This window comes from Stieleria neptunia (assembly GCF_007754155.1).
Classification (GTDB): domain Bacteria; phylum Planctomycetota; class Planctomycetia; order Pirellulales; family Pirellulaceae; genus Stieleria; species Stieleria neptunia.
In genome coordinates, this window is the sequence record NZ_CP037423.1 from 9,345,838 (window position 1) to 9,361,709 (window position 15,872).

A 15,872-nucleotide genomic window follows, 5' to 3' on the forward strand; every position below is an offset into this window, starting at 1 on the left:
TTTCTGAGCGACCACGCCATCACCCACTTTTAGAGTGACGCATGAGTCAGGCCGACCCTTCATCCCAAACGTACTCGCAAACGCCGCTCGACGGCTGGCATCGCTCGGCGGGGGCCAAGATGGTTCCGTTCGCCGGATACGAGATGCCGATTCAATACGAATCGATCGTCAGCGAACACCAGGCCTGTCGCAACGCCGCGGCCCTGTTTGACGTCTCCCACATGGGACGGCTGCGTTTCGACGGGGATGGCAGCGAAGCGTTGCTGGACCGGTTGCTGACACGGCGGGTGACGGACCTGCCGATCGGCGGCGTTCGCTACGGCATGATCTGCAACCAAGACGGCGGGATTCTGGACGACGTGTTGGTCTCCCACCTGAAAACGCCCAGCGAATCGCGCTACCACCTGTTGGTCGTCAACGCGTCCAACCGGGCGAAAATCGTGGAGTGGATCAAACCCCACCTCGACGATTTCCCCAAGGTCACGTTTTCCGATCGCACCGAACTGACGGCGATGATCGCGGTCCAGGGCCCGCTGGCGATGGAGACCTGTAAGCGGCTGTTTACCTTCGACCCGAGTCGATTGAAGTATTACCAGGCGCGGATCACCGACCAGTTCTCCAAACCCGTCATCGTCAGCCGCACCGGCTACACCGGCGAAGACGGATTCGAGCTGGTGGTACGGGCCGAAGAGGCGACCCGAGTTTGGGAGAACGTCTTGCTGGCCGGTCGCGACGCGGGATTCGCCCCCGCCGGACTGGGTGCCCGCGACACGCTGCGGATGGAAGCCGCGATGCCGCTGTACGGGCATGAGCTGGACGAAACGGTTGATCCGGTTTCTGCCGGTTTGAATTTCGCCTGTAATTTGGAAGACCGAGACTTCATCGGCCGCGATGCGATCGCGGCGGTCAAATCCGCCGGCCCCCGGCGGGTTCGCATCGGACTGCTGCCGGGCGGACGTCGGCCGGCCCGCGAGGGATGCGACGTGCTGTCGGCGGACGGGCAGGTCATCGGCAAGATCACCAGCGGCGGCCCTTCCCCGACGCTCGGTCACCCAATCGCGATGGCGATGGTCGACGCCGAGCACGCGACCGCGCCGGAGTTTGAGATCGACATTCGAGGCAAACGTTCCCCGGCGACCCGAACAAAGTTACCCTTTTACCGGCGTGCCAAATCGTAGCGGCGTCTGCCATAATCAATCCACCGGCCGGCGGCGACGCTCAGCCGACCCGTTTGACAACCCACCATTCCAAACCACTGCAAAGGGAACCAGCCAAAGTGTCACGCGACAAGAGCAAACTTCTGTACGCCGAGACCCATGAGTGGGTCGACGTTGCCGACGAAGGCGGTCAAAAGATCGCGACGATCGGAATCTCGGGCTTCGCGATCGAGCAACTCAACGATCTGGTCTACATGGAACTTCCCGAAGTCGGCAAGACGATCGATGCCGGCGAAGAATTCGGTGAAGTGGAATCCGTCAAAGCGGTCAGCCCGCTGTACAGCCCCGTCGGCGGCGAAGTGATCGAAGTCCATGCCGAACTGCCGGACAATCTGGATCAACTCAACGACGATCCCTATGACTTCGGCTGGATCGTCAAACTGAAAATCGATGATGAATCCGCATTGGAAAAGCTGATGGATTTCGCGGCCTACGAAAAGCAGTGCGCCGAATCCGGTTGATCCCATGGCTGATCCACACGCCGGACGACTGCTGTTTCATCGCGATGGCGAATCGGCCTGGAACATGGCGGTGGACCAAGCGATCGCCGAATCCGTCAGCGGCGACGCCCAGTCCGGATCGGCTCGGCCGTACACGCTGCGGTTCTACACCTGGGCCGCACCGACGCTCTCGCTGGGGTACTTTCAATCCAGCGGCGATGCGTCGCCACGCTTTGACACGACCAAGCGGGTTCGCCGCAGCACGGGCGGCGGTGCGATCTTGCATCACCACGAACTGACATACAGTTTGACCGTGCCCAGCTCAGCGGGTGAACACGGGGCACGAACGGATTTATACCGCGGCGTCCACGCCGCGATCATCAATGCACTGCACCGTCAGGGGATCGACGCGAGACCCCATTACCTGAACAAAACCCCCGCGGCCCCTCCTCGCGCGGCCCCAACGCTCGCGGTCGACGAGGATCCCTTCCTCTGCTTTCAACGGCGGACCGACGAAGACCTGATCGTCAGCGGGTACAAGGTGCTCGGCAGCGCCCAACGGCGGTTCAAACGCTCGCTGTTGCAACACGGAAGCCTGCTATTGCGTGCCAGTGAGTACGCCAGCGAATTACCGGGCCTTGTCGACCTGACCTCGATCGCTCTCAACCCCGAGACGTTTTTGACGCGAATCAGTGAAGAATTTGAAGCGTTGTCGGGCGTCGCGTTCCAGTCCGACGTCTTGTCAGCAGCCGAAGCGACCCGGGCCGACGAGATCGTGGCCAGCCGATTCGGTCGATCCGATTGGTGGGCCCGTCGTTAAGATTGAGTGAGTCGGCTCACCAACCGCACACGGGCGCCCAGAATACGATATCCTGACCGCCGGAAAGAGAGACTCAGGGTGCGACCGAGGGTGAGCCGAGCAAGATGTTCCAGTGCGCGTTTACGCCAACCCCCTTTTGCGGGCGGGTATCGAGAAAGCTGCGGGTGAGCGCAAAACAGCAATTACGGCATTTTCCCCACCTCTGCAACCGTCTACAATACCACCACCCTTGTCGGCCCCAGCCACGTGCTTTCCCGTGGCCCCATCGCAGATCAGCTGCTGACAAGTCAAGTTGCGCAAACCGTGATTCAGCGGAAGTCAAGATAGGAACAGGTGCCGTATGCAAGTAAAGCTGAGGGTCATGACGGGGAGCCACGAGGGGACGGAGATCCCGATCAGCGGGGATAAATTTTTGATCGGCCGCAGTGAGTCCTGTCAACTGCGCCCCAAAAGTGATTCGATCAGCCGGAAACATTGCATCTTGGTGATCCGTGACGGTCGGTTGTTGATTCAGGACTTGAAAAGTCGCAACGGAACCTACGTCAACGAAAAACGTTTACCGAGCGATCGTGCAAAAATCCTCTCCGCCGGCGATGCGCTCAAGATCGGCAAACTGCTCTTTGAAGTCGTCATCGAACACGGATTGAAGGGTGCCAAGAAACCGCAAGTCGCCGATGTCGGCGAAGCCGCCGCGCGAACCGTCCAAGACAGCGACAGCCGATTCGAAGAAGTGGATGTGACCGGCTGGCTGGACGAAGCAGACCAAATCGACCGTGTCCGAAAACTCTCCGATCCCGACACCCGTCAGTTTCGCATCGATGATTTAAAGAAAGCCGAACTGGAGGCGGAGGACGACGACGATTCGTCCTCCAAGGATCCCTCCAGCGATAGCACGGAGCTTTCGGCCAACGACAGTTCCCTGCTGGATCGATTGCGTGAGCAGAGAAAAACCAAGAAGGGTAAACTGCCCGAAGGACTCAAGAAGTCGATGACGGATAGCTCCAAGGCCGCCGCCGACGACGCACTGAAACGATTCTTCAGCGGACGTTAAACCGTGTCCCCACGCCAGAACCTTCGGATGCGTGGCCGATCGGAGCCCGCCGACGCGACGCCATCGATGGACGGTTCCGGCGGTGCAACCCTCGAATCCAACGCCTCGCTGGCGCGGCGGATCATGGCCCAGGAAAGTGGCGCCTTTGCCCTCCTGGTCGAACGCTACCACGATTTTGTCTTCCGCATCTGTTTCGCCATCCTGCGTCATCGCCAAGACGCCGAAGACGCGACGCAAGACACCTTTAGCCGAGTCGCCAAGTACCTCGACCGCTGGGATCCCCGACGGCCGCTCGAACCCTGGCTCGCCACCGTCGCCGGCAATCGTTCCCGCAGCCATCTCGCCCGCCGCAAAGTCTTCGCGCCGCTGACCGCCGACGACGAACCGCAAACACTGGCGACACGTCAGCAACACGCCGCCGATGCGATGCGCGAAGAGATCACGCTGGCCCTCGGAAATCTTCCCGACAGGCAACGCGCCGCCTTTGAACTCTTCCACGAGCAATCGCTGTCTTACGTCCAGATCGCTCGTCAGATGCAATGCCCGATCGGCACCGTCAAAACGCTCGTGCATCGCGCCCGACTCTCCCTGATCGAACAACTCAGGCAACGAGACGTCGTGCCGGGCGACTCGGCCGGCACCGCGCCGCAGCACAAAGGAGCTTTGAAATGAGATGCGACCAGTTTCACGATCGGTTGGATCAGCTCTTGGACGCGCGACAGGATGTCGGCCGAGACCGCTTGCTGTGCGACCATGCCAGCCATTGCCAAACCTGTCGCGACAGTCTGCAGATCTGGTCCGCGATCGATGATTTCGTTTCGCCGCAGGAACCCGTTTCGCCGGTTTGCGCTGGACCGCCAAAGTCCGCTCCAGGCTCCGTCCCGATCGCAACGACCGGGGCGTGGGCGACCCGAACCTGGGCGACCGCCGCCGCCGTCCTGGTGTGCGTGGCGATTGCCGGTCGCTGGCTATCCGGTGATTCCTTGACGGACAAATCCGAATCTTCCGCGATCGCATCGGTGGTCACCGACGGAACCCTCGCGCACCAAACCCCGGCCCCCCCCGGCGCCGTCAAGAGTGCCCCAGATCCCTCCCTCGGCCAACCCTCGCGACTGCCGACCGCGGCGATCAGTTTGCCGACCAGCCAGTGGTGGAGTGTGGTCTCGGACGAACCCTGGGTGCACCACACCCTTCCAGCCGTTAACTCCGTTCGAATCGGAGTCGCACCGATCGGTCGTTCGATGAAACAGGCGATCGCGATTCTGATGATCCAGTCCGATGCGACTAGGATCGACGCATCGAACCTGACGCCGACCATCCAGCCGGAACCCTTCCAAGAACAGACCTCCACCTTCGATCCAGACATCGATTTCGCGTCGCTGGTATAATCGGGGGGGTAACGGGGGTAGGTGACGCTGTGCGTCACTGGCCATGGTCTGACGCACAGCGTCACCGATGACTCTCAGGTGGACGAACAGGGCAATCGAATGATGATGCGACTGCGACGATTCCGACTCTCCTCGCTCGCCGGCGCCGTGATTGCGATCATGGTGCTGGGCCCGTTTGCAAGCGCCGATCAACGGATCGTGCTCAAAAGCGGAATCGCGCTGGAAGGTCTGTTCGCCGAAATCGCGTCGCTGAACCAAGATCCGTTTTATGTCGGCGGGCAGGGGCAACCCAAGTCTCGCCCCATCCTGTTAGTCGATGACGGCCTGCGCCGCGTTTACATCCACGAGCGCGGCATGGTCGCCGGTCCGCCGCAAGATGTCCGCGGCATCGAACGCACCATCGAATTCAAACAATCCCTTCCGCTCGGCGGTAGCGACATCCAGGGCATCGGCGACATCCTGGGCGTTTCGGACTTCAATGAATACGGACGTCGGACGATTACAGTCCGTGGACCGACAGGCGCGGCGATCGATATCGTTCAAGGCATCACCGAATTGAACTCGCGGTATGCAAAGGTCGAGGCGCTCAAGGCCAAACCCTCCTACATCTGGGACATGCGCGTCGCGACCAGTTCGATCATGTCCGAAACCCTGCAACGCATCTTTCGCCAACGCATCGACCAAACCGACGTCAATGAACGTCTGACCGTGGTCCGCTTCTTCATCGAAGCCGAACGATTTCGCGCCGCCGAAGAAGAATTAACGCGGACGATTCGCGCCTTTCCCGAACTGAAGGACATGAAAACCCAGTTGATCGGCATCGTCAATCGACAAGCCAATCAATTGATCGACGAGGCCGCGCTGCGGGCAAGCGTGGGGCAAGAAAACTATGCCCGCACGGTCTATCAACGATTTCCGATGAACGCCGTCGGCAGGATCACGCGTGAGAAAGTCAAAATCGCGTCGGAGAAACTGGCCGAAACCGATCAACAAGTCAAAGACCTGGTCGAAGCGTTGCGTGCCGATCTGGCAAAACTTCCCGAAGGCCAGCGGGATTCCTTGCAAGAGGTGTTCGGCGAAATTGAAAACGGTCTCAGCTCGGCAACCCTGCCCCGCTTGAACGACTACTCGCGGTTGCGAGCCTCCGAAACCGTGACGCTGGAAGAACGCGTCGCCCTGGCGGTTGCCGGTTGGTTGATGGGCCCGGGCTCGGGTGAACAGAACCTGGTCGTCGCATCGTCCCTGGTCCAAGTCCGTGACCTGGTCGCCGAGTACCTGGGGCCGGCGGATCTGGCGCGTCGGCCACAGATTCTTGAGGAACTGCGGGGAATCGAAGGTTCTCAGATCGAGTATGTCGCACGATTGCTGCCACAACTTCTGCCTGTCAAGGAGTGGCCGGACGGTTCAGAGGATCCGACCATCCCCGGAATGTTTCGTGTCGGAAACGTTGCGGGTGCCGAGCAAGAGCAGCAATCGCTGATCGACCAGCCCCGATACTTGGTTCAACTGCCACCGGAATACGATCCGCATCGCGAGTATCCGTGCCTGGTCGTGTTGGCGCCTCCGGGAGCGTCACCGGAATTGGAACTGGCCTGGTGGGCGGGTGATTTCGATCCCTCCCAAGGCACACGGATCGGACATGCGACCCGCAACGGTTACATCGTCGTCGCGCCCCAGTGGGGACGGGCGACGCAGCGGACGTATGAGTACACGCCGCGTGAACACCACGCCGTGCTCTCGTCGCTCCGGCACGCGATGCGTCGTGCGTCGATCGATGCCGATCGCGTCTTCCTGGCCGGACACGGCGACGGCGCGACGGCCGCATGGGACATCGCACTGTCTCATCCCGATCATTGGGCGGGCCTGATCAGCATCAACGGAGAACCCGACAAGACGATTCAGCACTACTTTCCCAACGCGGAACACATCCCGCTGTACTTTGTGATGGGGGAAGCCTCCGGCCCCAAGCCGCCACTGATCCGTATGGGCGCGGTGCTAGATGACTACATGAATGCGAGAAACGACGCGACCGTGGTGATGTATCGCGGTCGAGGACGAGAAGATTTTTACGAAGAAATCCCCAAACTGTTTGAATGGTTGAACGTTTCCACGCACGTGCGTAAACCCATCCCCCAGGAACTCAACACCGTCACGATGCGAAAGGGGGACCAGTACTTTTGGTGGCTGGAATTGGGGCCGCTCAAACCGCTGGTGGAGATCAATCCGGTGCTCTGGGAGCAAGCCGAACGCAAGCGATCCGGCAAAATCGACTCGGCGGTCCTTGGCGGAAACCAAATCCGCGTCAACGGCCCCTCCGACACCTACATGCTGTGCCTTCGCCCCGATATGGGGGTCGATCTGAACGAGCAAATCGTGATTCGGCGAGCGCGCGATCGGGTGCCGGACTACTACCGATTTGATGGTGAACTGGAACCCCTGCTGGAAGACACACGGCGGCGAGCCGACCGCAAACGCCCCTTTTGGGCCAGGATCCGAGTGCCCATGAATGACTGACCGAGTGCTTCGTCAACTTTTATACTTAGGGTACCGCGGAAAAGGGGGCAGGTACCAAAAATGCGAAGCACCCTGCGGGCCATTTGGTTTTTGGTACCTGACCCCTTTTCCGCTCGACAAACGCAGGCTCGAAAATTAAAAGCTGGCAAAGCACTAGGGTCCCGATTTGCACCGTGCCGGTGTCCTGACGGCGAGACGGGTCGCGGGGCACTAAAAAAACTGGACGAACCTATTCCCGCCACCGACAATATGGCACTAAATCTGTCGAATGGCGCCCAAGAAAAAAGGTCCAAGTTTGGCCGCGAACCGTTACGAGGTTGTTGGGCTCCCATTAGTCAGGCGTTGAAAACCCAAGCTGCCGAAAAACGCTTGCCGACGTCAGATTCCCACCGTCCCTTCAGTCCCCCACCTTCGATCGGCCCATCAAGTGGCCTGTGCGGCGAACTGAATTCCCCATCCTGCGACTTGCATTTTGTCCAAACCGGCTGAATTCGAATTTCTTGCCCCACCCGTCGGCGACGCGGACGTGGTGGAGGATGTCGTCACCCTGGGACCGGACGATTTTCAGCGGATCGGCATCCAGCCCACTGAAACGCGACTGGCAGTGATCCGTCACGCGGCCAGCCGCGCCGCCAAATCGCTGGCCAGGCGACAGCTGAGCGCCCCCAACCCGTTGACCGAACAACAGCTCTCGCGAATCGCCGTTTCGACGTATCGGCTGTTGGACCCGCGACAGCGAATGGATCGTCACTCCCGGGCCCACGTCGGTCGCATTCGTCCCGCCGCCCTGTATCGGGCCGGCCGAGCAGAATTCGCCGATGGTCAGATTCTGATCCAATCCTGCGACGCGTCCGAGTCCTCGGTCACGACCCATCACGTCGACGAAGTTTGCCAGGGGCGAGCGTTTGCCTCGGATGTGTCGACGTTCCAAGACGTCCGACCGGCGACGGCAAAGCCAACCATGACGCTGCAACGCGACCGCAACCTGATCGATTCGCCGGTCGATCGGCCGATCGATGGACCGCGCGGCTGGTTCGCTCACCTGCGACGCATTGCCACTCGTCCCAGCCTGATCCTGACGATGATCGTCACCCTGCTGTTGACCGCCGGAGCGGTGTGGAACTGGGGGCACCATCGAAACGCAGTGCCCGAGCGACCGCTGCCGGTGGCGAACAGTCGTTGATCGGCCCCTTCCCCGGGTTTGCAGGAGACTACAATCGGTCACGACGAAAGCTCGTTTCTTAACCACGTACGGATGATTGTGAATGAACGTCGCGACGGCAGCTCCGACCGCAACGACTTTGAAAGAGTTGATCGACAGCGGATGGGAATCGAAAACGGTCAAGCGAGAGATCCGCGATAACTTCACGCAGATGCTGGCCAGCGGCGAGGAACTGTTTCCGGGAATCGTCGGCTATGACGACACCGTGATCCCGGAAATCAACTTGGCCCTGCTGGCCGGGCACGACATGCTGTTCCTGGGCGAAAAGGGCCAGGCCAAAAGCCGCATCATGCGGATGCTGACCCGTTTCTTGGACGAGTGGATCCCCTACATCGACCATCCCGAGTTGCCCGTCCACGAAGACCCGACCCACCCGGTCACGTCACTCGGCCGAAAACTGGTCGAAACGCTTGATCCGGAAGACATCAAGATCGCCTGGTGGCATCGCGACCATCGCTATTCGGAACGATTGTCACCGGGCACCAAGTTCGCCGACATCATCGGCGAAATCGACCCGGCCAAACTGACCGGCGGCGTCAGCATGAGTGCGGAAGAAGCATTGTCGTTCGGGCTGATCCCCCGAATGCATCGCGGCATCTTTGCCATGAACGAATTGCCGGAACTGGACGACCTGGTTCAAGTCGGCTTGTTCAATATTCTCGAAGAACGGGATGTGCAAATCCGCGGCTTTCCGATCCGATTTGATTTGGACATCATGATTCTGTTCTCCGCCAACCCGTCGACGTACAACCGCAGCGGTAAGGTGATTCCCCAGTTGAAAGACCGCATCGGGACGATCGTGCAAACGCACTATCCCACCGAACGTGATCAGGGAATCGACATCCTGCGGCAAGAAATCGGCACGGACCTGGAGGGGGAGTATCCGGTCCAAGTGCCGTACTTCATGTTCCAATTGGTCGAAGAGATCACCGAACAGGCGCGGCGGAGCAAGTTCATCGATCAAGCGTCGGGTGTGTCGGCACGCTTTTCACTGGCCAACTTCCGAACGATGGTCGCCTCGGCACGCCAGCGTGGCATCCTGCACAACGAAAAACCGGCCGTCCCACGAATCAGCGACTTGGGACATCTGTACTCCAGTTCGCTCGGCAAGCTGGAACTGGATCTGATGGGCACCCATCAGATGAGTGAAAAACAGGTGCTCGACGCGGTCGTCGCCAAAGCGGTCCAAGTCATCTTCGGTGAATACGTCGAAAAACATGGACTCGGTGAGATCGCCGAAATCTTTCGCAGCGGCGTCCGCGTCGAAGTGGGAGACTTGTTACCGAGCAGCGATTACGCCGAACGTTTGCAAAGTGTCCCGCCGGCCTGGGACCTGGCGTTCGAGGTCAACGCCAGCGAAAACGAGGCGGTTCGGGCCAGTTGCGTGGAGTTTGTCTTGGCGGGCCTGTATAGCATGGACCGGATCAGCCGAGCCCAACGTCACGGCAAAATCGAATACGAAGTTTAATCGCATGAACAAACGACTCGGCGGCATCATTCACGCGTACCAAAAGTACGATCCGGCCTCGTTTCCGCCACCGAGCGAACCGCCGCCGGACCTCGTGACGCCGGCCTTTGAACAAGCGCTGATGTATGGTGAGTTTCGCGAATTGAGCGAAGAAGAACTCGCCCGTGCGGTGCGTCTGGATCCCAGCCAGATCCAAGGACTGGGCCCGAGTATCGACTTTCTCAAAGCGATGCTCGAAGAACGCAAACGAAAGATTCTCGAAACCTACGAATCGCGGTCGGTCCAAAAGAAAGCCCGCAAAGCGTTTCACTCGGCGGCCAAGGACGTACGGATCCCCAAAAAGCTGGCCGAAACCTACCGACAAGCGATCAACCGCGAGCAGCCCTACCTGCTCGAATCGCTCTGGTATCGCGCCGAAGATCACGGCGGATCACTGTCGACGGACCTGTTGAAGGTCGCCGCACGGATGGGCGACAAACACAACATCGAAGAACTCGCCAGCAAGTATGAGTTCACCGGCAACGAGTCGATGTCGGTTCCCAAGGCACTCGAGATCAAGGAAGAACTCGAAAAAATCGACGAGCTGCTCAAGCAACTCGAAGAGGCTGCCAAGTCGGCCCAGATCGGGCTGATCGACATGGACATGCTCAGCGAGTTCGCTCAACCGGGCGACATGGAACAGCTGGAAGAGATGCGACGTCAGGTCGAGAACCTGATCCGCGAAGAAGCCGAACGTCAGGGGCTACAACGTGATTCGACGGGACAGTTTCGTCTGACGCCCCACGCCTACAAGATCTTTCAAGGCCGGCTGCTGGAACGGATCTTCAGCGAGTTGGCCCCGTCGCGGTCCGGACGCCATCACGGAAACGTCGTCGGTGAAGGCGCGGTGGAATTGCAGCAAACCAAACCCTACGAGTTCGGCGATTCGGTCGCCAACATGGACATCCCACAAACGGTCATCAACGCCCTGCTCCGCCAAGGCGATGAGCGGCCGTTGCGGCTGCGTGGCGATGACATCGAAATCCACAAAACACGCAATCACCCCAAGTGTGCCACGTGCGTGATCATGGACATGAGCGGTTCGATGCGCTACGACGGCCAATACATGAACGTCAAACGCATGGCGCTGGCGCTGCAGGGATTGATCCAGTCGGAGTACCCCGGTGATTTCTTGCGGTTCATCGAGATGTACACGTTCGCCAAACTGCGCGCCCCCGGCGAAATCATCAACCTGATGCCCAAACCGGTCACCATCCACGATCCTTGGGTGCGGCTGAAAGCGGACCTCAGTGACCAGAATGTCAGCGAAGCACAAATCCATCCGCACTTCACCAACATCCAACGCTCGTTGCAACTGGCTCGTCAAAATCTGGTCCATTGCGACACGCCGAACCGCCAGATCGTGTTGATCACCGACGGGTTGCCGACGGCGCACTGCGAAGACGAATGGCTGTACATGCTGTACCCGCCGGATCCGCGGACCGAACAGGCCACGATGCGTGAAGCCGCCTTGTGCTCCAAGGAAGGAATCACGATCAACATTTTTCTGGTCCCCAGTTGGTCGCAATCCGAAGAAGACATCCGATTCGCCAACCGGATGGCACAATCCACTTCCGGACGCGTGTTCTTCACCAGCGGCAACAACCTGGATCGCTTCGTGCTCTGGGACTACGTCCAAAACAAACGCGAAATCATCGCCTAACGTGGCGTAAGCTTCCAGCTTGCGGCTATCCCTTTGGGCAACGCTGTGAAGCGTTGTTTAGCGGCAGGGCGCGAGCCCTCCGGTGTTTTGGCAGAGATGAAGAACCGGAGGGCTCGCGCCCTGCCGCTAAAACCTCAAGCAACACATGGGAAAAATCCTTCACAGCGTTGCCCATCGGGACGTCGATTCTTTTGCTGCAAGATCTGGCAACCGATTTAGATTCTCTCCCTCTGGGAGAGACGGCGTTTGCGCAGCAAGCAAACGCCAGAGAGGGCCGGCGCTACAAAACTCTTGGCGTCTTGAGCTACTGGTCCGACGACGAAGGACGGTTCAACCTCTGACGCCAATAGAACAGCGCCACAACCGCCAACCCCACCACCGCGCCAAAGACGACACCTTGCGTGATGCCTTGCCCGATCCCAACGGCCAACGGATCAAAGTTCGGTGAATCCCCGCCGGAGAACACCGATCGATAGTAGCCGGGCAGCAGCGAGCCGAGGGCAGCACCGATCGCCAAGCCAAACACACCGCCGATCCCTGACGCGACGAACACAATACCAATTGACCAAAGCATCGACGACGGCTTGACCTCTGATTCGGCGGTGCCCGATTGCGAGGACTCGTACGGATTCTGGTCAGACATGATCTCGTCGGAAAAAAAGATGTTGAACGTCAATCGGAGTTGGACGATGCGACCATTCAGTCGACGTCCTGTCGGCCATAGGTTGCTAGCAAAGATTCATGCCCCGTGGTTTGACATTGCCGGTCGGTGGCAATGTTTTGTATTGGAAGTTCTGAATTGCGCTAAAGCCGCAGCGTGAGACGTCGATCGGACGTCACCGAAGGCGGCAACACCTAACGAATTGGACCTGCGAGGCACGGATGCACTCGGCGAGACACTTAAACGATCCCCAACTTACCTCCGTTCGTGCGTCAGTGGTTGCTGCCGCCCGCGTTTTCGTGGTCGCAGCGATCGGTTTGTCCCTACTGGGTTGCCGAAGCGGACGCCCCACCGGTTCCATGGTCCAGGTGACCGAGGATCCGACGGCGGTCGTGGCCAAACTACCGCCACCGGAACAGCGGTTGGCCACATCGACGACCGGCAAAGAACGGGGGCTGGTCAAGGTTGATCGGGGAACGACGACGAAAACGGAACTCGCCAGTGCGACGACCAGCGGGGCGACCAGCCAACCCAAGCCGACGGCGTCAAAACCGTCCCCCAACACCACGGCGGCCGGTGCGACGACCCGAATGAGCCTGTCGGATGCATCCCGAACCGACCGCACGGCTGCCGGGCCACCCGCCCAGCCGCCCAAACGATCGATCGCCGCGGCGAACCCCGAGCCCAAGTCGTCAGCGCCCCAAGCTCCCTCCAAACAGAACGACAACGCCGACGCGACCAACGTCGACGTCTCACCGGCCGGACTCGTTTCGGCTTCCCTGACCGATCTGAGCGCGACCCAACAAGCCAACAAGCCGATCACGGATGAACCGGTCGCCAAGGCCGCGCCGCCGGCTGCCACCAGCGAGTCGACCGCGGCGACCAAGACACTGGTCAATGCTTCCGCCCCCCAGCCGCCCCGCGCCCGACGACAACCCTTCAATCAGACCGACCTGCCCAACGACGTGACCGCAGCGATCGAGCAATCGCTTGCCCGGCTGCCCGCGTTACCCGATTCACGCGTCGCGGCCAACGACTTAGCCCCCGTGCGGCTCGGCACCGGCATGGTCCAACTGGCCCAGCAAAACGATCCGTCACCACCCCCAGCCGCCGAACCAGCGGCGGCACCCCACGTCGGCGACCTGGTCGCGAAGGCTTCACCACCCGTGCCCACCGAACCGCTGCCGGAAACGACTCGGTCGACGGAGACGACGCAGCCGGTTGCCGAAACGCTGGAACCGAAACGCTCGCCGCCCACCGGGCCGATGCTCGCCGCCGACGAGGACCCCAGCGTGGTGATGAACGCGAACCAGGTGCTGCCGGTGTCGCACGCCGGTGACGAAGGCGAGGACCACTTGGAAATCGCCGGCAACCGTCACGCGTCGGGGATTGAATCGATTCCGACGACCGTTGTGATGCAACAGCTAAGCGAAGCGGAACTTTATCGGGCACTGCTTGACCGAATGTCTCAGCCACCGGACGGCGAAAGCCCGACTCAGCGCGAGCGACGCGAATTCGTGATGCGTCACCTGATGGTGCTCGCCGGTGACCCCGAAAGCGCGCTCGAATCCACACAAGGGTTGAACCCGACCGAACAACTGTATTTGAAGAATCAGCTGATGGGGTTGTGGACGATGATTGATCCCGAAGGCCATCCGTCCTCCGGCCGGCGGATCACCGAAGCGTTGCCGAAGTTCCGCGAAGCGACGCGTCTGATGGCGACCGCCACGGATTCGCTGACTCTTAGCAGCCTGGAGTTCTGCACCGAGATCGAATCCTACGGCCAGATCAAACCGTTCGAAGGCAACCGATTCGTCGCCGGCCAACAAGTGATTCTGTACTGCGAGATCGAAAACTTTGCCGCCGAGGATCTGAACGGGTACTTCCAAACGCAATTGCAGGGAAGCTATGACATCTACAGCACCAACGGGACCAAGGTCATCAGCCAACTGTTACCGGTCGACCAACAACAATCGCGCAATCGCCTGCGTGACTATTTCGTCGCCTATCAAATGAACCTGCCGAAAGGATTGCCGCCGGGGACCTATCGATTGCAATTGACGATCGAAGACATCGTCGGAAAGAAGTACGGGCAATCGAGCATTCCGTTCGAAATCCGTTAACGTGACACGAGCCGATAGGGTGCCGCGGAAAAGGGGTCAGGTACCAAAAATGCGAAGCACCCGTTGGGCCATTTGGTTTTTGGTACCTGACCCCTTTTCCGCTCGACAATCGCAACCCCAACTTCAAATTTGGACAGAGCGTTAGCGTGCCGGCCGTTTGCTTTCACGGAACTGGCGAAACAGATCAACCAGCGCCCAGTCAAAGCTCATGCGATTCGCTTCGGCGTGGCGAAGGGCCGCGGCGTTGGTCTGGTCCGCCGTCTGCGGCGACGGTGCTTGGACGCGAGTCAGGGCGCTGATCAGCGGAGAGACGACGACCAACAGCAACGACAACACGATCGTGACCCGTGCGGTTCGCAGTTGAGTGCGCGCCCGTCCCGCCGAGTCGGAGGTGTGTTCAAGCAGTTGATCGCGATGTCGACGTCCGGGCAAAATCGACCCGCCCAGCGCAGCGATCTGGCGTTCGATCGCCGCATGGTCGTCACGGAATGGACGCCCTCGTTTGCCATCGTGGTGCATCGTCATCGGCCCAGCTCCACAACCGAGTCAGACGATGCGGCGACATCGGCAGGAGAGGAATTCGACGCGCGTGATAGTTTTCCGGCCAGTTTTTCGAGCGCGTAGCGATAGCGGCTGGCGGCCGTCGAGGGCGTGATCTGCAGCACTTCGGCGATCTCGGCGAACGTCAGCTGTTCCCAGATTTTCAACACCACAACTTCACTTTGCGACGGCGGCAGACTGGCCAGCGCCTCCCAAACCAAACGGTTCTCATCATCGCGTTCGACGACGTCCGACGTTCGACCGATCAAGCGTTCTGCGATCGAACCGATTGCCGACCAGCGGCTCCGCGCACGCAGGATCACCAACGACTCGTTGCGGACCATGCGGAGTAAATAGTGCCAGGGCTGATCGGCGCCGACGAGCAACTTGGGGCGGGAAGCGACTTTCACCATCGTGGTGCTGACCGCGTCTTCGGCGTCATGCTGACGCCGCGTGATCGATGCGGCAAACCGGACCAAACGATCCGCCGTCAGGTCATACAATTGGGCCATCGCCAGCGTCTCGGCAGACGATTCTCGCCCCCCGGCGATCTCGCGGGCCGTTTGGCGAATCTTGGCGTTAAAGGGGGCATCGTTCGGCATGACACTGCCCATGATGCGCTTCGGCGGCGGATTTGTCTAACCAATTCCGATTTTTGACACTTTTCGCTGAACGCCACCACATTTAATGCAATACGCCCGTTGGACGACTTTGACCAATCTTCTT

At 60.0% G+C, this 15,872-nt stretch carries 14 protein-coding genes; 11 read left to right on the plus strand and 3 right to left on the minus strand.

What is annotated here, in order from left to right; all coding sequences use genetic code 11:
- Nucleotides 1–41: 41 nt before the first annotated feature.
- The 10 genes from gcvT (at nt 42) to Enr13x_RS32700 (ending at nt 11,822) form a co-directional block, all read left to right on the plus strand.
- Complete coding sequence (gene gcvT, locus Enr13x_RS32655; protein ID WP_145391073.1) at nt 42–1,178, plus strand: glycine cleavage system aminomethyltransferase GcvT; 1,137 nt, start codon at nt 42–44, stop codon at nt 1,176–1,178.
- 98 nt (nt 1,179–1,276) lie between these two features.
- Nucleotides 1,277–1,678, plus strand: coding sequence for a glycine cleavage system protein GcvH (gcvH, locus tag Enr13x_RS32660; protein WP_145391074.1), 402 nt, complete (start codon nt 1,277–1,279; stop codon nt 1,676–1,678).
- 4 nt (nt 1,679–1,682) lie between these two features.
- Nucleotides 1,683–2,477: a lipoate--protein ligase family protein gene (locus Enr13x_RS32665; protein WP_145391075.1), complete on the plus strand. Its 795-nt coding sequence runs from the start codon at nt 1,683–1,685 to the stop codon at nt 2,475–2,477.
- Between the two features lie 340 nt (nt 2,478–2,817).
- Nucleotides 2,818–3,528: an FHA domain-containing protein gene (locus Enr13x_RS32670; protein ID WP_145391076.1), complete on the plus strand. Its 711-nt coding sequence runs from the start codon at nt 2,818–2,820 to the stop codon at nt 3,526–3,528.
- Nucleotides 3,529–3,555: 27 nt separating this feature from the next.
- A complete protein-coding gene (locus Enr13x_RS32675; protein ID WP_145391077.1) occupies nt 3,556–4,200 on the plus strand; it encodes an RNA polymerase sigma factor in 645 nt (214 codons plus the stop codon).
- Nucleotides 4,197–4,916: a hypothetical protein gene (locus Enr13x_RS32680; RefSeq protein WP_145391078.1), complete on the plus strand. Its 720-nt coding sequence runs from the start codon at nt 4,197–4,199 to the stop codon at nt 4,914–4,916. The genes Enr13x_RS32675 and Enr13x_RS32680 overlap by 4 nt, the downstream gene beginning before the upstream one ends.
- 99 nt (nt 4,917–5,015) lie before the next feature.
- Nucleotides 5,016–7,430 carry a carboxylesterase family protein gene (locus tag Enr13x_RS32685; RefSeq protein ID WP_231743916.1) on the plus strand — a complete coding sequence of 805 codons (2,415 nt, stop codon included), beginning with the start codon at nt 5,016–5,018 and terminating at the stop codon, nt 7,428–7,430.
- Between the two features lie 472 nt (nt 7,431–7,902).
- Nucleotides 7,903–8,613 carry a hypothetical protein gene (locus Enr13x_RS32690; protein ID WP_145391079.1) on the plus strand — a complete coding sequence of 237 codons (711 nt, stop codon included), beginning with the start codon at nt 7,903–7,905 and terminating at the stop codon, nt 8,611–8,613.
- Between the two features lie 82 nt (nt 8,614–8,695).
- Nucleotides 8,696–10,120, plus strand: coding sequence for a P-loop NTPase family protein (locus tag Enr13x_RS32695; RefSeq protein ID WP_145391080.1), 1,425 nt, complete (start codon nt 8,696–8,698; stop codon nt 10,118–10,120).
- Between the two features lie 4 nt (nt 10,121–10,124).
- On the plus strand, nt 10,125–11,822 hold the full coding sequence (locus Enr13x_RS32700) for a vWA domain-containing protein (protein WP_145391081.1): 1,698 nt from the start codon (nt 10,125–10,127) through the stop codon (nt 11,820–11,822).
- 304 nt (nt 11,823–12,126) lie between these two features.
- On the opposite strand, the gene Enr13x_RS32705 is transcribed toward Enr13x_RS32700, so the two are convergent.
- Nucleotides 12,127–12,465 carry a hypothetical protein gene (locus Enr13x_RS32705; RefSeq protein ID WP_145391082.1) on the minus strand — a complete coding sequence of 113 codons (339 nt, stop codon included), beginning with the start codon at nt 12,463–12,465 and terminating at the stop codon, nt 12,127–12,129.
- 377 nt (nt 12,466–12,842) lie between these two features.
- On the opposite strand from Enr13x_RS32705, the gene Enr13x_RS32710 reads away from it, so the two are divergent.
- Nucleotides 12,843–14,606: a hypothetical protein gene (locus Enr13x_RS32710; RefSeq protein WP_145391083.1), complete on the plus strand. Its 1,764-nt coding sequence runs from the start codon at nt 12,843–12,845 to the stop codon at nt 14,604–14,606.
- Between the two features lie 141 nt (nt 14,607–14,747).
- Here Enr13x_RS32710 and Enr13x_RS32715 read toward each other — a convergent pair whose 3' ends face one another.
- Together Enr13x_RS32715 and Enr13x_RS32720 are read right to left on the minus strand one after the other, a co-directional pair.
- Entirely contained in the window at nt 14,748–15,131 is a 384-nt protein-coding gene (locus Enr13x_RS32715; protein ID WP_145391084.1) for a hypothetical protein, read from the minus strand.
- Complete coding sequence (locus tag Enr13x_RS32720) at nt 15,128–15,748, minus strand: RNA polymerase sigma factor (RefSeq protein ID WP_145391085.1); 621 nt, start codon at nt 15,746–15,748, stop codon at nt 15,128–15,130. Before Enr13x_RS32720 ends, Enr13x_RS32715 begins: the two co-directional genes overlap by 4 nt.
- Nucleotides 15,749–15,872 lie beyond the last annotated feature (124 nt).

Coding starts and splice junctions, on each gene's coding strand:
- gcvT (WP_145391073.1), top strand. CDS start 42: ATGAGTCAGGCCGACCCTTCATCCCAAACGTACTCGCAAACGCCGCTC.
- Enr13x_RS32665 (WP_145391075.1), top strand. CDS start 1,683: ATGGCTGATCCACACGCCGGACGACTGCTGTTTCATCGCGATGGCGAA.
- Enr13x_RS32670 (WP_145391076.1), top strand. CDS start 2,818: ATGCAAGTAAAGCTGAGGGTCATGACGGGGAGCCACGAGGGGACGGAG.
- Enr13x_RS32675 (WP_145391077.1), top strand. CDS start 3,556: ATGCGTGGCCGATCGGAGCCCGCCGACGCGACGCCATCGATGGACGGT.
- Enr13x_RS32680 (WP_145391078.1), top strand. CDS start 4,197: ATGAGATGCGACCAGTTTCACGATCGGTTGGATCAGCTCTTGGACGCG.
- Enr13x_RS32685 (WP_231743916.1), top strand. CDS start 5,016: ATGATGATGCGACTGCGACGATTCCGACTCTCCTCGCTCGCCGGCGCC.
- Enr13x_RS32695 (WP_145391080.1), top strand. CDS start 8,696: ATGAACGTCGCGACGGCAGCTCCGACCGCAACGACTTTGAAAGAGTTG.
- Enr13x_RS32700 (WP_145391081.1), top strand. CDS start 10,125: ATGAACAAACGACTCGGCGGCATCATTCACGCGTACCAAAAGTACGAT.
- Enr13x_RS32705 (WP_145391082.1), bottom strand. CDS start 12,465: ATGTCTGACCAGAATCCGTACGAGTCCTCGCAATCGGGCACCGCCGAA.
- Enr13x_RS32710 (WP_145391083.1), top strand. CDS start 12,843: ATGGTCCAGGTGACCGAGGATCCGACGGCGGTCGTGGCCAAACTACCG.
- Enr13x_RS32715 (WP_145391084.1), bottom strand. CDS start 15,131: ATGACGATGCACCACGATGGCAAACGAGGGCGTCCATTCCGTGACGAC.
- Enr13x_RS32720 (WP_145391085.1), bottom strand. CDS start 15,748: ATGCCGAACGATGCCCCCTTTAACGCCAAGATTCGCCAAACGGCCCGC.